General features: G+C 46.0%; 16 protein-coding genes. All 16 read right to left on the reverse strand.

Features of this window, described 5'->3' with window-relative positions; all coding sequences use genetic code 11:
• Positions 1-726, reverse strand: coding sequence for a cytidylyltransferase domain-containing protein (locus AC0LWF_RS19585; RefSeq protein WP_474653223.1), 726 nt, complete (start codon positions 724-726; stop codon positions 1-3).
• 46 nt (positions 727-772) lie between these two features.
• Positions 773-1,828, reverse strand: a complete 1,056-nt coding sequence (gene pseI / locus AC0LWF_RS19590; RefSeq protein WP_474653224.1) for a pseudaminic acid synthase — start codon at positions 1,826-1,828, stop codon at positions 773-775.
• 48 nt (positions 1,829-1,876) lie between these two features.
• Positions 1,877-3,019 carry a hypothetical protein gene (locus AC0LWF_RS19595; protein ID WP_474653225.1) on the reverse strand — a complete coding sequence of 381 codons (1,143 nt, stop codon included), beginning with the start codon at positions 3,017-3,019 and terminating at the stop codon, positions 1,877-1,879.
• Between the two features lie 14 nt (positions 3,020-3,033).
• Positions 3,034-3,969 (reverse strand): ATP-grasp domain-containing protein, encoded by a 936-nt coding sequence (locus AC0LWF_RS19600; RefSeq protein ID WP_474653226.1) that lies wholly within the window; start codon positions 3,967-3,969, stop codon positions 3,034-3,036.
• Complete coding sequence (locus AC0LWF_RS19605; RefSeq protein WP_474653227.1) at positions 3,966-5,078, reverse strand: hypothetical protein; 1,113 nt, start codon at positions 5,076-5,078, stop codon at positions 3,966-3,968. Before AC0LWF_RS19605 ends, AC0LWF_RS19600 begins: the two co-directional genes overlap by 4 nt.
• The gene (locus AC0LWF_RS19610; protein ID WP_474653338.1) at positions 5,075-6,394 is read right to left on the reverse strand and encodes a UDP-glucose dehydrogenase family protein; all 1,320 of its coding nucleotides are present in this window, start codon (positions 6,392-6,394) and stop codon (positions 5,075-5,077) included. The genes AC0LWF_RS19605 and AC0LWF_RS19610 overlap by 4 nt, the downstream gene beginning before the upstream one ends.
• Positions 6,395-6,399: 5 nt before the next feature.
• The gene (locus AC0LWF_RS19615; protein ID WP_474653228.1) at positions 6,400-7,044 is read right to left on the reverse strand and encodes a CDP-alcohol phosphatidyltransferase family protein; all 645 of its coding nucleotides are present in this window, start codon (positions 7,042-7,044) and stop codon (positions 6,400-6,402) included.
• Positions 7,045-7,130: 86 nt separating this feature from the next.
• Positions 7,131-7,808: a phosphocholine cytidylyltransferase family protein gene (locus AC0LWF_RS19620; protein WP_474653229.1), complete on the reverse strand. Its 678-nt coding sequence runs from the start codon at positions 7,806-7,808 to the stop codon at positions 7,131-7,133.
• Between the two features lie 17 nt (positions 7,809-7,825).
• On the reverse strand, positions 7,826-8,977 hold the full coding sequence (locus AC0LWF_RS19625) for a glycosyltransferase family 8 protein (protein WP_474653230.1): 1,152 nt from the start codon (positions 8,975-8,977) through the stop codon (positions 7,826-7,828).
• 27 nt (positions 8,978-9,004) lie between these two features.
• Positions 9,005-10,465 carry a hypothetical protein gene (locus AC0LWF_RS19630; RefSeq protein WP_474653231.1) on the reverse strand — a complete coding sequence of 487 codons (1,461 nt, stop codon included), beginning with the start codon at positions 10,463-10,465 and terminating at the stop codon, positions 9,005-9,007.
• A 21-nt stretch (positions 10,466-10,486) separates the two neighbouring features.
• Positions 10,487-11,509 carry an SDR family NAD(P)-dependent oxidoreductase gene (locus tag AC0LWF_RS19635; RefSeq protein ID WP_474653232.1) on the reverse strand — a complete coding sequence of 341 codons (1,023 nt, stop codon included), beginning with the start codon at positions 11,507-11,509 and terminating at the stop codon, positions 10,487-10,489.
• Between the two features lie 19 nt (positions 11,510-11,528).
• Positions 11,529-13,808: a motility associated factor glycosyltransferase family protein gene (locus tag AC0LWF_RS19640; RefSeq protein WP_474653233.1), complete on the reverse strand. Its 2,280-nt coding sequence runs from the start codon at positions 13,806-13,808 to the stop codon at positions 11,529-11,531.
• Between the two features lie 121 nt (positions 13,809-13,929).
• On the reverse strand, positions 13,930-14,256 hold the full coding sequence (locus AC0LWF_RS19645) for a hypothetical protein (RefSeq protein ID WP_474653234.1): 327 nt from the start codon (positions 14,254-14,256) through the stop codon (positions 13,930-13,932).
• Positions 14,257-14,258: 2 nt separating this feature from the next.
• Positions 14,259-14,657: a flagellar export chaperone FliS gene (gene fliS, locus AC0LWF_RS19650; protein ID WP_474653235.1), complete on the reverse strand. Its 399-nt coding sequence runs from the start codon at positions 14,655-14,657 to the stop codon at positions 14,259-14,261.
• Between the two features lie 14 nt (positions 14,658-14,671).
• Positions 14,672-16,162, reverse strand: coding sequence for a flagellar filament capping protein FliD (gene fliD, locus AC0LWF_RS19655; RefSeq protein ID WP_474653236.1), 1,491 nt, complete (start codon positions 16,160-16,162; stop codon positions 14,672-14,674).
• A 13-nt stretch (positions 16,163-16,175) separates the two neighbouring features.
• Complete coding sequence (locus tag AC0LWF_RS19660) at positions 16,176-16,556, reverse strand: flagellar protein FlaG (RefSeq protein WP_474653237.1); 381 nt, start codon at positions 16,554-16,556, stop codon at positions 16,176-16,178.
• Between the last annotated feature and the right edge of the window lie 120 nt (positions 16,557-16,676).

Genomic DNA, 16,676 nt, shown 5'->3' on the forward strand with positions numbered 1-16,676 from the left:
TTACACCACCGCTTTTTGCTCAATATGCGCGTTAAGCTTGGCAACTTCATGGTTCTGGTTCAGATAGGCTACCACTTCTCTCGAAGGTACCAGCTTATCACCCTCGAACGCGTTCGCAACTGCCTTGCACAATTCATAATCCTCTTCCGTATCCAATGTAATGCGCAGCTCAGGATAGCGAATCGCTCGTTCTGCCTCGTACTCGGTGCGAGTGAATTCTCCCGGGTATTCATAGGCATAGTAAGTAACATGCTCACGATGGCGAGACTCTAGACCAACTTCATGAATACGCAACAATGCTTCATAGGAGATAAGCTCAACAACCAACCCCCGCGGTAAGCTCCCCTTTACAACGACGAGATCCGAAGGCTGAGCAGCCATCTCAGCAATGACTCCATTTGCAAGATGGAAATCAACGAAAGGACAATCGGACGTCACCCGCATTACATAGGTCGGCATCGATGATGCGGCAGCTTCAACATATCGAGACAGTACATCGTCTTCTGATCCACGGTAACAAGCCACTTCATGCTCGTCACACCATCTCTCGATCACATCATCCTGCTCAAGTCTTGAAGTTGCGACAATGACTTCCACACTGCCTTCAACTTGTCTACAACGACTCACCACATAATCAAGCACGCAGCTATTCCCGAGCGGCATTAATACTTTACCTGGTAGACGGGAGGAGCCCATTCGGGCTTGTATAATAATTGCTATCTTCATGTACGGGCTTCCCCTAACGAAATAGTTTGTTCATCCAAACAAGCAATTAAAGAAGCAGCTCCCAATGAAGAGGCGTCCCTTGCTTCACGTCTTGTTTTACAGCTTTGCCTAGTATTAAATCGAAATATTTCGGAGCCATGCCGGCACCGGGACGAATCGCGCGCACGCATTCTTTACTCAGCACTTCCCCAGCTTTCATATCTTTCACGATATAAAGGGAACGTCTATGCTTCATCGAAGGCTTCTCAGCCTCGGTCGCACCATATTGAACTTTGCCCAAGCTCATCCACGCCTGCTCAGACTCCAAGGCCAGCAGCTTCATCTCCGCAGGTTCGAGTGAGAATGCGGAGTCAACGCCGCCTTCCGCGCGGGAGAGAGTGAAGTGCTTCTCAATGACACAACCGCCAAGCGCTACACTTGCGACACTGACCCCGATGCCAAGCGTATGATCAGAGATGCCCACGTGGCAATTGAATAGCTCGCTCAAATGAGGCATCGTCATTAGATTCGAGTTGGATGCAGATGCCGGGTACGTGCTTGTACATTTCAGCAGTACGATATTCTCGCAGCCCGCTTCACGAGCAGCTCTCACCGTCTCGTCCAGTTCCGCAATCGAAGCCATTCCTGTCGAGATAATAAGCGGTTTGCCTGTGCTCGCTGCCTTGCGAATGAGAGGAAGATCCGTATTCTCAAAGGATGCGATTTTGTAAGCTGGCACATCCAAGCTTTCCAGGAAATCAACAGCCGTTTCATCAAACGGCGTGCTGAATGGAATGATTCCGCGTTCTCTGCAGCGATTGAAGATCGGTTCATGCCACTCCCAGGGCGTATACGCTTCTTGATAGAGCTTATACAAGGAAGCGCCCTTCCATAGACTTGCAGAGTCGCTGATGAAGAAATCTCCCTCACTGATATCAAGCGTCATTGTGTCCGCCGTGTACGTCTGCAGCTTCAAGGCGTCAACGCCGGCGTCCGCTGCAGCATCGACAATGGCGAGCGCCCGCTCCAATGATTGATTGTGGTTGCCCGACATTTCCGCAATAACGAACGGTTTATGATTGCTGCCGATAAGCCGGCCGGCAATTTGGAATTGTTGTTTCATAGGTATGCTCCCTTATTTAAGAATTCGGTTCACGCGCTTACGTTTGCCTTATAGTCTCCAATCAAGAAGACTCTCTACCGCCGTCACATCGAGAGCTGGTATGCCAAGACGTTCAGCGACCTGCTTGCGCTCCAAGTATGCATCGTCAATAAAGATCGCTTTATGCGGTGTCATATGTTTATATTTCTCATCCGCCCGGTCCAACCAGATTACGGAATCAAAAATCGCATTTAATCTAAACTTCTCTAGTGTCTTATCTAACTGATAGGCATGCTTCGTAATGAGATGAATCTTCTTCCCTTGATTACGACACTGATAGAGAAAGGCAATCATCATGGGATTGATCTGATTATGAATGATAATCGTATCATCCAAATCGACGTAAACGACATCGTACTCGTAATGGCATCGATATCGGTTGGCTGCAAAATCAGGTTTTAGAGAAAGCACGATTGGGCTCTCTTTCACCTCAATAGCATGTCCCATACGATCAAATAGGCTTAAAGCGGCGAGATTAACGTTTTTGTTACGGTGGACTGCCATCTCAGGCGAAATGCCCAACCGTAAATCATCGAGGCTCCATATCCCCTCGCTATTCAGCTGAGCCGCGAACGACCAAGCACCTCGCGCGTGCAAGCGCTCATTAATGGCATTTGCAAGGTTTCCCATGCTATTTTGCACCACTTCGGGAATAACCAGCGCGATCTCGCTTTTGGCTGAACAGTCTAGGATGCCTACATACTTCAGCACACCCGCATGATCCGTAAAACAATGAATACGGTACTTGAAAGCGCTAGTCGGAACCGCTGCAGCCTCATTCTCTTGCAATGACATAGAATCTATTTCGCGAAACAACTCATCCGGATTGTCGGCTATCAACCACGCCCGATTATCAGGAGCTGCCACTACAGCATTGTGAATGCCCTCATACCTCGATAAGGTCCTCATCGCCTCTTGACTCGCGGGGAATATATGATCGATTTGATACTCGTCTACGAATCGCTCCAAATCACGAATAAATTGGGGTAATGTGACATCAAGCTCACCGATATAATTGGCATACACGAGAGCCCCCCTATCATCAGACTGCGCTCCCGCACCGAATAATTGAAACTGCCTCATTGGTCCGAGTGCCCGATTGATCTCTAACGCTTCATCGGTACCGCACGGAAACACCAGTACATTCTTCAAAGTCTCACCCTGCCTTACTCGGTTACAAATACAGCTTCATCATAACGAAGCATCTTCAATCCCGCTTGATAGGGCTGCAAGCCCACCGTCTCAGAAGGATAATGACCAGCAATAAAATGGGAGTAAGGAATACCAGATTGGATCGTCAGCGGAACGCCTCCGCCAAACCGCGGATTGACTTCGATAAAGAAAAACGTCCCTGTCGATGCTTCTTTAATGCCTTGAATGGTTAATGGCCCTATTAATTGCAGGTGACCGAGCAGCTCCGCAGTTAGACGTGTTAGCTCATCATCAGCGACTGTAACCGACTTCGCCACTTCGCCAGCCCGAACATCCAGCCTCTTCCTTGGAACGATAGACAAGATCTGTCCTTGCTCATTGACGAAAGCATCAATACTATATTCCTGCCCCTGCACAAATCGCTGTACGATCGGATCTTTTACTTTGTTATAACAGGATGCTGCATCCTGAGCATCGGTAATATAAACATCTTTACTCCCCATGCCCGTGCGCGGCTTTACTACCCATTTCGACTCACTGTCAACGCGAGAGAGATCTGGGTAAGTTGCTGGCGTAGCAATTCCGTTACTGGTTAAAAACCGAGCAAGCTCGTATTTATCCAGGCATCGTGCCAATGCAGCTTCATCCGATACCAGCACTTGAACTCCGATTTCCCGGAAGCTTTCTTTGCGCTGCGCCATGCCGATTAACTCTGGCTCATACAGCGGCACCAAGACGCTAACCTTCTCGCGAATACATAGCTCGCGTAATGCCTCGAAGTAACCTGGCTCCCGGAATAACGGTACTTTATATACATTTCGAACGAAGTGGCTCGCCGCGCTTTCAGATGGATCGGCATCCGCCCCGATCACATCCCAGCCATTCTCAATGAAGTGGCGGACCAGCTGAACCCTTCTCCCTATGGAAGTAAAAAGTATTGTACGCGTCACTTCCACACCTGCCAATCAATGGTTTGATTTAAATATTCAACAAACCGGTCTTCCGCATCCGTATCCAGATGATCCTGATCTCTAAAATCACCGACTCCGGCTAGCTCGGAATCAAAGCAATCCATGAGCTGAAACTCAAACTGCTCGCGAAGCTCTCCGATGATTTCATGAAATTGCGCTCGCAATGCCGGCGAGAAATGGCGCACATATTCCGGATGTTGCGGATGAACGACTAGAATCGGTTTGATTTTATGCGTAGTCAGCAGTTCTAAATAGCTGTGCAGTATCTTCGAATTTCTATCCGTTGAGCCCGCATAGTACTTCATAGACACTTTCTCAGCGACGTGTTTGGGCCCTTCAGCGGGTATAACCCGCTTCACGATGCCTCCTCGCTGAGCAGCGCTTAAATTGACCATCTGCTCATAGCTTGCTGGCCCCAACGGTGACTGGAATAATTCGGTTTGCTTCATGTAGTGGCCAACCTCTTCTAGAGCATGCTCTTTCAAGTCAGTCTGGACGACAGTGTCGTTATAATCCAATAACCGCGAGAACCTGCCGATGAGTCCAGGCCAGTTTATCATTCTACTCTTCATCGCATTGCTGTCCTGCGAACCTCTTGTCATCATAAACTCATAATTGAAGCTGTAGCTAGCTATTCCGATAATGGCGAACTTCGGCAACTGTTCTGCCCTTTGATGAATGACATACCGGGCGATGCAATAATCAAGCAGCAAATCCTGACTTGAGAAGGCTAAGTTTAATGCAGCATTCGGCAATAATTGTTCTCTTATGCCAACCGTATAAGAAAGCCCTGTAATGATTGTGTCTATGCAACCTCTTGTCCGTATTTGGCTAATGGCAGAGAAGCTCTTGTAGATATTCCAAGCACTAACGATCTTCATTCTGTCTACACCAAAAGCAATTAGCTGTTCAAATAATGTCCCTAGCGGCCTTTGGGAGACCACAATATAATCAATCTGAGGATCAAGCAGCTGCTCATCATCAGGTACCGTTGCATAGCCGACTACTTGGACACGGTGCAAGTCAAGGGCTGCCTCAATCTGCTCGCGATCATTCAGGTCCTCACCATACATAATGATCTTTATCATCTCATTACCTCTGATTTGGAGTATGAACGGCCGACTGGATAATAATCAAATCCCGCCTGTACAACGGTATGAGAACGATACACATTACGTCCATCAATTAAGACCGGGTGGCGGTTCATTTGTTGTGAAGCTTTGCTTAAATCGATATGAACAAATTCATCCCATTCTGTCAGCAGACAAACCGCATCACATTGCTTGATGGCCTCCATCGCACTCTGGCACCAAGCGATATTCGGATGTGTAATATGCTGACTGAAATTTTGCATGGCAATAGGGTCATATAAGTGTAAGCTCGCCCCCATCTCCAGAAGCCTATTTACGATTTGCAAGGAAGGCGCCTCTCTCACATCATCCGTTCCCGGCTTAAAGGAGAGCCCCCAAATAGCAATTCTTCTATCTTTCAGAGAACCAAGCGCATGTGAGAGTTTATCAATGACGCCCCACCGCTGCATTTGGTTCACTTCAACGACAGACTTTAGAAGCTTAAAATCATATTCAACGTTTCCAGCAATCTGAATTAGCGCATCGGTATCTTTAGGGAAACAGGAACCGCCATACCCAATACCTGCTTGAAGGAAGGACGGCCCTATCCGTTTATCGAGGCCCATCCCTTTGGCGACCTCATTCACATCAGCCCCCACCTTCTCACATATGTTGGCAATTTCATTAATAAATGAAATCTTGGTTGCCAAGAAGGCGTTGGATGCATACTTAATCATCTCTGCGCTCCGAATGTCCGTGACTATAATTTGTGTAGCGAGCGGCTTATGAAGCTCGGTCATAAGAGCAGCAGCATGCTCGTTCTCAGTTCCAATGATAATCCGATCCGGGTGAAACGTATCTTGAAGCGCCGTACCTTCACGAAGAAACTCAGGAAGCGATACGGTATAGAACGGCTGCTTCGTATGCTGAAGAATGACTTTCCTGATTCGTTCATTTGTTCCTACAGGTACCGTACTCTTGATAGCCACGATGGCATCTCGCTTCAAGCAAGGAGCGATCTCAATGGCTGCTTCTTCAATAAAACTTAAATTTGCCTCGCCGCTGGGCATCGAAGGCGTTCCTACCGCCAGTATAATAAAATCAGCTGCCTGTACGCCGGAAGAAAGATCAGTCGTAAAGTGCAGCCTTCCCGCTCTAATATTGCGCTCCACCACATCTGCAAGCCCTGGCTCGTAGATGGGAACGCCTCCCTCATTAAGCACTTGAATCTTCGAGGAGTCTTTGTCCACACAAGTAACGTGGTGACCAAGATCGGCGTAGCAAGTACCCGATACAAGTCCTACATAACCCGTTCCGATCACTGTAATATTCAGTTTGCTCATGTCCGAGTTAGTTCCTCCTCGTTGCCTTTAAGGCTTCTACGCCGAATATCCGTTTTCACGCATTCCCATACCCGGTACATCCAATCGAGATTTTTTAGTGCGATGATAATAAAGACCGCTTGCGCTAACCAGCCGCTTAATGCCGCTACTGAAATAATAAAGAAGATTGTAAAAATATCGACGCCAGGAATAATTCCTCGGGCAAGTACCCATTGCTTCCACCGGGCTCGATGCAGTCCATGTTTTCTGGCAAAAGGAAGCACAACATTATGGATGACCCACACATCAAACAACATGGTTGCTGGCAATGCTAGCTTCGCCCAGAGCGGTGACTCTACAGCGATAGGCAAACTAATGAACAACACCAACCGTACAATTTGATCACAGAATTGATCCAGTTTCGCGCCAAAAGGAGTACAGCGGTTCGTTAGGCGAGCCAAATTCCCATCTGCTCCATCAAAGAAGTGATGCAGCTGCAGCAATATAGCCCCAATCACCCATTGGTGCAGGAGGAACGAAATCCCGACGAATACGCCGAGCGCCCCTGTTATTACCGTTACCACGTTAGGACTCATTCCTAAATCATAAACAAGCTTCGTAAAGAACGGATCAATGAGATGTGCGTAGTACCTGTTTATCAAGTACTCATGCTGCCTTCTCTGCCTTACGACATATTTGCTTTTGAATCGCTTATAACGATTTATAAGTGCTGCGAGCATCGTACACTTCACTTCCCTAACAGTTCATTAACTCGCCTTAAGTCTTCCTCGAAGTCAATTTCCGTGCAGATAACGTCAGAGATATCAACAGGAACGACGTTCATTCCGCTCGGGATTGCCATTTCAATCGCCTTCTCAAAGTAGTCCATATCTCCGCACTGCTCTAGCATTTCGAGCAGCAGAGCGGCATCCTCCTGGCTTACTTTATTAATGCCAACAGCTTCTCCGACCGGATTGGTCACCAGTTTCGATACTTCCGCAATATAGCCGTTCTCTTGCATCGTATATTTTACCTCTTCTTCACCAACGACCGCCGTATTAACCGCCATGCAAGAGTGTTTCTCGCGAATGAGCCGATCCAGCACAACATGATCAAACACAACATCACCGTTGATCCATATGACATCATGACCTCTTGCTTTCTTCAGTCCGCGGAGCAAGCTCTTAGAGGTATTGGTCGTATCGAAGTAATCATTATAGACAAAGAGCAGCTCTGGAAATGCCTCCATAATCAACTCTTTCTTAAAGCCCACCACGACGGTAATATCATCGATGCTTACATATCGCAGTAATGCTTTTATTTGATTCTGCATGATGCTGCGTCCATTACTCAGCAATGTTAGTGCCTTGGGATGGGGTTTGCCTAAGCGGGAACCAATCCCTGCGGCTAGTATGATGACCTTCATACGATGTATGCCCCTCTCTATCGTCTGCCGAAACCTGCAAGATAATGTTCGTTCTCAAGGAATCCCATACTTTTAAGTGAATTGGAGATTTCCGTGTAGTAGCTATAACTTGCAATAAAGATCGCCAAATCTGAGAGATCTTCTTTTAATAGTGTTTCTGGCGAGCATACCGTCTTCTCGTGAAACGATTGCCCCCATTTGGTCGAATCGCTATCCACAAAGTAAGAAATGGAACGTCCGCGCTCTTTTAACAGAGCATGCACACGGTCTCCCCCGCTACCCGTTCCGTATACGACAATTGTTTTTTTATTCATCAATTGGAGCGCCGGCTCTTGATCCGGCGGGATATAGTTACTCCATGGAGTCTTTATTAAGTAGTCATAATAATCTTGCTTGTAGGGATGATCGTTAAGGTAATACCAAGGCTTTGTACTGGAATAGTGAACAATGGCAGGAGAATTAAATACCTCGCTCCACTGCTCCGGCGACCAGCCCAACTCCTCGTGATTTGCATATAGGAAGGATGTTAACTGATTCCATCTTGGATGGACCTCGGTCCAGTTATCGTTTAACACGGCGTTTAAGGCATCTTGATCATGAAAAACAATACGATGCGAGTTATATTTGAGGAATTCTATAGCACGCTCTTTCACACGACTCTCGACCCATTGTCGCAAATTAATGACCATAACACCGGAGTTGAACGTGCTGGTGCCATCCGGAATATTAAGCTGATCGTGACGAGTGAAGAACGGCTGTTTAACCGCAGCAACCGCTGTGCCAGACACATCTGTATTCCATAACTCTTCAATATCCGCTTTAATGATGATGTCACAGTCTAGAAAAATGCACTTTTCAAACCGAGCACTAAACAACTCTGGGATTGCAAGCTTGTAATAAGCTGCATGGCTCATTCGGTTACGTACGCCAAACCCGGAATAGAGCGCCGGATCCACGGTCAGAAACTCGATATTCGCCCCATACAATCCTGTAATCTCCAGCAATTTAGACCTATTATTATCGGAGAGACCCGCAGTAATGACATGTATTTGAACACGCTCGGACTGAACAGAATTCTCAAACAAAGACGTTAGCATAACCCCTAAGTGTTGAGCATAGTTGTCATCCGTAACTACAATAATCGGAATCATGTTAGATGTATCAAGCATAATAGCCTCGCCCTTATGTATCAATTTTTAGAAATTCACTTGCTGCTCTTCGAGCTTATCATATCTAAGAGCTAATGCAGGAATATGTGATGCCGTAAGAGAGAGGTACTTTTTACCACAGCTCTCGCCGTACGTAAGAAGCTCGTTCATCATTCGGCAGTGATTATCAAAATACGCTTTAAGCGAGGTATGCATTTCGAAATGCGAAGTATGAGCGTCATAAGCAACCTTTAGAAGCTCGTCATGCTCGACATTTTTACTATGCTCCCAGACCTTCTCTTCGAACTTGTCTGTTCCGTCACAACCCATAATATAAATCTCTTGAGCGACGGCCGATGCAATCGGAATGGCAAATCTAGTTACTACATTCCAAGTTTCTTTGACACTTAGCTTATCCGTTGCCGGGAAATGGTACAGATCGCTCGACATCGCAAGCCCAATGAATTTATGTTTCATTTGTGGGTAATGCACAGACATGAGCGGCACACAAATATCAGGAATGACTGTGTACACCTTGTCTTGCTGCATTAACGACATCGCATTCTGTCTGAATACTTCTCCGAATTTGCAATAGCTGAAGTTAAGCGCATCAGAGGTTGCTAGAATATCGGGTTCAATATGAGCAAGCAGTTCTTTGCTTTTTACCGCTCCATTGACGACGACCTTGAAGCAATCATCAAACTTATACTGATATACCGTTTGAAGCGATGGCCCCGTGCCGAACACACAAGCTTTTTTCTTATCCGCATTTCTCTTCAGCATGGAAGCAAAGTTGCTTTCCGACTGCTCAACATAACCTTTCTTATCCTGAGCCGACAATGTCCAATAGTAGAGCCTCCGATAAATATCCGCATCTCTTGTCACGAAATATTTAGGATCTACGCATGCCATCTTAAACTTGTACTCTCTTATGGCTTCATCAGCAAGATTCGCCTTATTCCATACCAGCAGCAAATCGCACTTCTTTAAGTTTGAGGCCAGCTCCGCTTTGCTACAATTCGCCGCTTCTGGCAGCAGTATTGTAAGGTCATTATAGTTCGGAAGATACCAGTGGACACGCGCCTGCAAATCTTCTAAAACAGCGGAGTCTTCTACCGGAGGATAGAAGCAAATATGTGTTACCGGCTTCGTAAGCAAAGGAAGAAAGCTTTCTTCCTCCGAAAGCGCAACCGGCACAGGGAAATGGACGGAGCTGCTCGTCATACCTATCGCATACAAATTCTCAGCAAGCACCATCGCCGTCCCATACGAAGCAATCAGATACGTATACTCGCCTCGTTGCGGCATCTGCCAAACTTCTTCCAGCGCATATACTGGCTTGCCTTTGAACTCAGTAATGGACGGCGAGGTATTCATGAAGAATGCAATTTGCTCTTGCATCGACAACGCTCTCAGTTCTTCATAGTACTGCTCCGCGATCTCTCCGGTACCATATATGACAATCGGACCGCTCAATTGCTTGACTGGCTCCGGTATTTGATATCTCATTGTATCCCCCACTCGCTATCGCTATAGCAGCTCCTCATTTATAAGCCACTTTCGCAATTTTTCCTTACCAATGACTTCATTTGAGCGATAGCCAATGTCATCGTCCCCATGCACGCTATTATACTTAGAGGCTTCATAGATCAGCTTCGAACCCGTATAAATAGGCGGAATGATGTACATATAATCTTTCTCCAGCATCTTATGTCGTTCATCAGTCGTCATCAGCTCTTCGTCCATCTTCTCGCCTCGACGCAATCCAATTTCCTCAACCCCTACCTCCCCCATCAATTGATGGCGGCTGGTCACTTCTTCTATAATAACTTCAACCAAATCCGACAGCTTAACGAGCGGCATCTTAAGAACAAAAACCTCTCCGCCCTTGGAGATTTCATTCGCTTCAAGCATGAGGCTGATTGCCTGGAGAGGCGTCATCATAAAACGGGTCATTTGCATATCCGTAACGCTAATCTTGCCTCGCTCCAAAATTTGAGTCTTGAATAACGGAATGACCGAGCCGCGTGAGCCCATCACGTTACCGAAGCGTACCGAAGCAAAAATCGTTGATTTCGACCCTTTCTGATAGCCTGCCGCAGAGATGAGTCGTTCAGCCGTTAACTTCGTCGCACCATACGTATTGGCCGGGGATACCGCTTTATCTGTACTCGTGAAAAGCACTTTCCCTACATTAGCTCGAAGTGCAGCCTGAATGATATTCTGAGTTCCAATCACATTCGTTTGTACCGCTTCGAAAGGATTATATTCACAAGCAGGTACATGCTTCATACCGGCCAAGTGGAAAACAATGTCTATCCCTTCCATTGCACGAGAAACTCGATCTGCATCTCTCACATCGCCTATCAGATAACGAAGAGATCCTGCATATTCGCTAAGTGACTGCTGCATCTCAAATTGTTTGTACTCGTCCCGGCTAAAGATCCGAATGACGGATGGATTATCGAGCAGAAGCTGTCTGACAAGGGCTTGTCCGATCGTACCTGTGCCACCTGTAATCAATATCTTCTTATTCGTATAGAAACCTTTCACATTCCTCGACTCCCTCTAGTTAACCTAGCTGCTCAGACAAGCTTCTGCTGCGACTTACCCGAATCCGTTCCTGTGCTTCATCCATGATTTCTTTCAGCTTCGGACTCTGTTCTTTAATCGCATTTACTAATGTACCGAGCACGTCGCCAAATAGCTCGGATTTGATCATGACATTGTTCTCATCGGCTAGCTCGGAACGCTTCCGGTCAAACTCCAGAATTTCATTCTTAACAGCTGTCATATAGATCGTGTTAAACGCAACGGTTTGGGTAATGACTGCCCAATCCTCCTCAATGTCGACCATGGCATTAAGACATTTCAGCGGCTTCGTCCGGCTTAATTCAGGCAGCTTATTGAGCGTTCTCTGGATTCGTTTCACTTTCTCATCAACCTGATTAAGCTCGTTTTGAAGCTTGGATATTTTATCCATGGACTCCAATATCCGTGAATCTTCAAGTAGACTCAAATGTAGATGAACAGCTTCCCTGAACACATCCGGCGCAAGCTTCCAATCCTTCAGCTGCAAACAAACCTCTTCCATTGGAAGCGACTCCGTATGCTTGATTCTGGCACCGAGCTTAGACGTATTAATAAAGCGAACGGATGGATATTTCTCTATCGTTTCCTCAATATCAATCAACGTTTGTTTCAATCCGTTAGTCGTCCGATTTCTAGTGCCATTAACATTCTCTACCGTTAACGTTGCAGCCTTTAACACTTTCGATTTATAGTTGTCACTTGCATGCTGAGCGCCGGTAGCGTAGACGCTGTCATCCGGATAAGATAAATCCTGGCCTGTAAAAATAATCTCCTTACAACCCAAATATAGCGCTGCTTGAACGGCTGTACCTGTTACCGACAAGTTGGAATCGAATACAGGATCCTCTATACCGGACACACCCATTACATATCTCGAAATAATATCATTGTTAAAATAAGCATGAATAAGATTGGTCGCCTGTTTATCTACGACACGGTAATCGATTTGTGGAATATATAAGAATGGAATGTGCGAAGTCTCTACGCTCTTAAACGCATGATGATTGCCGCTTCCTCCATCCATCGAAACAATTAAATGCGGCTCAATTCCATAATGGGTCAACGATTGAATACTGGAGCCTGCAGCAATAATGAGTGCACGCTGCTTGATTTGCTTTAAGTTTTCAATATCGTGCTCCAGGGACGGACCTGCGCCAACGATGACAGCAGGCAAATGCTCGAATTTGCCCTTCAACCCTTTAAGCGAAGGAGTTGTAATGTTGAATGCCGTATTGAACAGCTGGTTTCGTGTCCATTGGATTCCGAATCTGTTATAGATGCTTCTAGAAGAGGCGTATGTCAATATAGCCGCCTTAGCATCTTCGGCAAATTCCTTCTTCGCTTGCAGATCCATTCGATCGTAAACGGATAAGGAGACGATAGCTGTCTCACCTTTAATTTTTTTCAACATCCTGTAGAAGAATTGATCTCTCATCGCTTTTCCTGTGCCCACTACGATATCCTGGATATTCAGTCTGGTACACATCTTCTCCAAACTTATCTCATGCATCATCTTTAGAAAGATCTGTTCATTCGGCTCATAAATGTATAGCATCTGTTCGGGATAAATCTCGGCAAGTCGATTGACGTGATAACCAAATGCGAATCCGTACATCACGATATTTGATTTACCGCTGACAGTGTCAACAAGCGACTCGACCCATCGCTCAGCCTCAAAGAACGGATCATAGGTGCTGTACAGATAGACTGAATCTGCTGTGTCGCGATGCACAATCAGATTGGGAGCGCCATTAGTCGCATAAACCGACTCATAGTTCTGCTCGTCGATTTTGATGTTTTTGAGCTGTGTATACAGGTTTGCATATTCTCGTTCCAAGAATTGCATGTTCGCTGCAAAACGCTCTTCTTTCAAGCTCGTTTCTTCACCAAGATGTGTCGCAAGCTCTTTGAACAGATTGGTTAATTCATAGCGGATGCAGTCGCCAGCCGCAACGTAAAGCTCCTGATCCATATAGCTGTTGAGCTCTGCAAATGCGTTCTCGAAAGTAACGATAGTTCGCTCCATAATTGCAAGCATGACCATCTTCTGCTCATCAGTAGAAGCAGTGCTGACCACTGACTTTAACGTTCTATATAAATCATCCATCCCTTGAACAAGCTCTCCGAACAGCTGCCAAGTTTCATCGGTAATGGCTACATAAAAAAGCTCCGAGATGGAATCGCATGCTTGTATAAGACGAGGTAAAAATAGTTTAACCTCTTCAATAGTTTCCGTCGTTTGTATAGCTTGTCCCGACACGATGATTCCCCCTTAAATTCCTTATCTAATATATCGGAATTTTCGACAAAAACAATAAGAAAATACCGCTAGGAAAATAATCCTAGCGGTAATCATATACAAAATTCGACCTATTTTCACTTTATTTCTTCTTGTCTATGAAATAACTGCCGGCCGAATAGCTTTGTTCATAACCGTTCTTCTGCATTTTAGATTGATTTAGCCTCTGAATGCCCTCTCTCGCTTCCTCCTTGATATCAGTCATTCGCTCGCGAATAACCTTATCAAATGTACTGAGCTCTCCAATTAATCGCTTATCTTCAGCGCTAATTGCTTCCGAGGTGCGAAGCCCTTCAATAACCAGTTCTCTCATAGCCAGAAGCCGCTCAAACTGCTCTTGATTCGCATCGTGCAACTGTGCTACCAACTCGCTCGTAGCCTTGTACAGCTCCTGCAGCTGAACACTCATCCTTAGCGACCTATCGACGCAAGCTCTGTAGGGGCGCCTGTTTTGCCGGCTACCTGTTTCCAGGTATCACGCAAGCCTTCCAGATGAGCTAGCACTTCCTCAGCGTGTTTGGGCTCCTTCTTCATGTTCGCTTGAATCAATTGATGAAGCAAGTATTCATACACCTGAGCGAGGTTCTTTGAAATCGGATAATCGAAATTGAGCGAAGCAATAAGCTCATGGACGATAGATTGCGCCTTCTTAAGGTTCGTATTCGCGACATCGTATTTGCGGCTCTTAATGCCCTCAATACCCGCCTTCGTAAAGCGAATGGCTCCGTCATAGAGCATAAAGATAAGCGCAGCAGGAGAAGCGGTCTGTACCGAATTTCTCTGATATGCTTGATGCGGCGTATTCAACAATTTCAATCACTCCTTTAACTAAAGCTGGAAAGACTGGACGCTTGGGAATTGTACTTATTCATCGCCTCTTCCATAGCGGAAAACGTTTTATAGTACTGATTCTCAACATCTGCAAGGCGATCCGCCATACTACTCTCTCTATTTTGCATATCGGTAATTTGACTGCTAAGCATGGAGTTCGGCAGGAATGAGAACGTCGTATCCGTGCTCGTTGTCGAAGTACCCGCCTTCTCGCTTAGAGACTTCAGAGTATTCGAAAGGATCCTCGACATTTTAGCAAATATACCAACATTCTGGTTCGTTGGCTTGGAGTCATCCCCCGATTTGCTAAACATATTAACGACCTGTTCCGGATTCTCTTCAATCGCGCTGCGAAGCTTGTTCTCGTCAATAACGAGCTTACCTTTGTCGTACCAGCTGCCTGTCGTAATACCAATCGACTGAATGCTTGTCGTTCCCGAGTAGCTGGACGTTGAAGCTGTGCGCAGATCGCTCAGCATTCCGCTTAGGATGGTATCATTACGCAGCAAACCGCTGTGCGACTTCGCGTCCCAAAGCTCTTGCTGCTTATCTGTCATCCCTTCCCGCTGATCATCTGTGAGAGGGGTATAGCTCCGATAACGTTCCTGACCGATCTTACCATTCACGGTATCAACAATACTGTTGTAATCCGCAACGAATGATTTAATGGTATTAAGGATCTTGTCTGTATCCGTAGTAACAGAAACTGTCGTCGAGCCGCTAGTGCCGGACTCCGCCTTTACTGTAAAATCAATGCCATTCACAGCAAAGCGGTTGCTTGTTTGTTCATACGTAATGCCGTTAACTTGCGCAATCGCGTTCTTGCCTGCTGTTTTTGCTTCTGTAAACATCGCTGACATGCCGCCTGTAATGCTAACCGAACCATCGGGAGCATTGGATCCGTCAACCCCGATACCCTTGCCCACCTGCGAATTCGTAATCGACAGCTGGCCCGTGGCCTCGTTATACATCGCAGTTACCTTTGCATTCTTATTGTTGTTAATTTTCGACACTAGCGATTTAATAGTATCCGAGCTATCGAAATCGATCTGAGCACCATTTACCATCAGCGGGACCGATGAATCAAAACCTAAATCGATCAGCGTCTTTCCTGTCGTACTATCCGCCACACCATCACTGTCTGGGTCGAAAGTAAACACCGTTCGTGCCGCTTGAGCGACTTGCTGCACGTTGACATCCATTGATCCGCTCGCTGATGAGCTTGTAGCGTTAACAGTGAGCGCATTGGCGTTATCACTAACTTCGGCCCTCTTCGCGTTGATTGCGCTAGACAGATTGTAACTGGCGATTTTGTTATTCCGGAAGTCAACGATCTTCGTACTCATTTCACGATAATCTTCCTGCTGCCACTGCACAACCGTACGTTTCTGAACTAGCGTATCAAGTGAAGCTCGGCGGCCTTTCATCAGTTCCTTAACCATGCTGTCAATGTCCATGCCGGATGCTAAACCTGAAATCCTCATCTACCTTATCACCTCAGACTCTCTCGTCAATTAATATCCCATTTATCTCCATAAACTTCGCAACCAAGTCTAGTGTTTTCTCAGGCGGAATTTCACGAATCAATTCACCAGTGTCCTTATTCAGTACCTTCACAACGATTGTTTTCGTTTCTTTATGCATGGACATCTCAAACATCGTATCAGGTCCCTGAATGGATTTGAGCGCGCGCTCTATATTCTTAATTACTTGTTCATCACCGATCATTACTTTCTTACCGCTTAGCTCCGCTTTCTGCAAAGCAGATACGGATTTAATCTGCTCCACAGCAGCATCTGATCCCGTTGTCGTTGGTGCTGGTGTTGGCGTGCTGTTCATGGATAGCGATGAATTGCTAACTGATGAAATGCTTGTCAATTTCTCCACCCCGATTCAAAGATATTCATATCTCTTATATCGGATGTTCTTTCTTGCAATATTAGTTCTTAAACGAACAATACGTAAATTTGTTTAAATAAAAAGAAAAGAGACCTTAGA

Source organism: Paenibacillus sp. sgz302114 (genome assembly GCF_056120345.1).

Excerpts from the sequence above, each read along its gene's own strand:
- AC0LWF_RS19630 (WP_474653231.1), bottom strand. The coding sequence starts at position 10,465 with ATGAGATATCAAATACCGGAGCCAGTCAAGCAATTGAGCGGTCCGATT.
- pseI (WP_474653224.1), bottom strand. The coding sequence starts at position 1,828 with ATGAAACAACAATTCCAAATTGCCGGCCGGCTTATCGGCAGCAATCAT.
- AC0LWF_RS19585 (WP_474653223.1), bottom strand. The coding sequence starts at position 726 with ATGAAGATAGCAATTATTATACAAGCCCGAATGGGCTCCTCCCGTCTA.
- AC0LWF_RS19625 (WP_474653230.1), bottom strand. The coding sequence starts at position 8,977 with ATGCTTGATACATCTAACATGATTCCGATTATTGTAGTTACGGATGAC.
- AC0LWF_RS19605 (WP_474653227.1), bottom strand. The coding sequence starts at position 5,078 with ATGATAAAGATCATTATGTATGGTGAGGACCTGAATGATCGCGAGCAG.
- AC0LWF_RS19620 (WP_474653229.1), bottom strand. The coding sequence starts at position 7,808 with ATGAAGGTCATCATACTAGCCGCAGGGATTGGTTCCCGCTTAGGCAAA.
- AC0LWF_RS19645 (WP_474653234.1), bottom strand. The coding sequence starts at position 14,256 with ATGAGTGTTCAGCTGCAGGAGCTGTACAAGGCTACGAGCGAGTTGGTA.
- fliD (WP_474653236.1), bottom strand. The coding sequence starts at position 16,162 with ATGAGGATTTCAGGTTTAGCATCCGGCATGGACATTGACAGCATGGTT.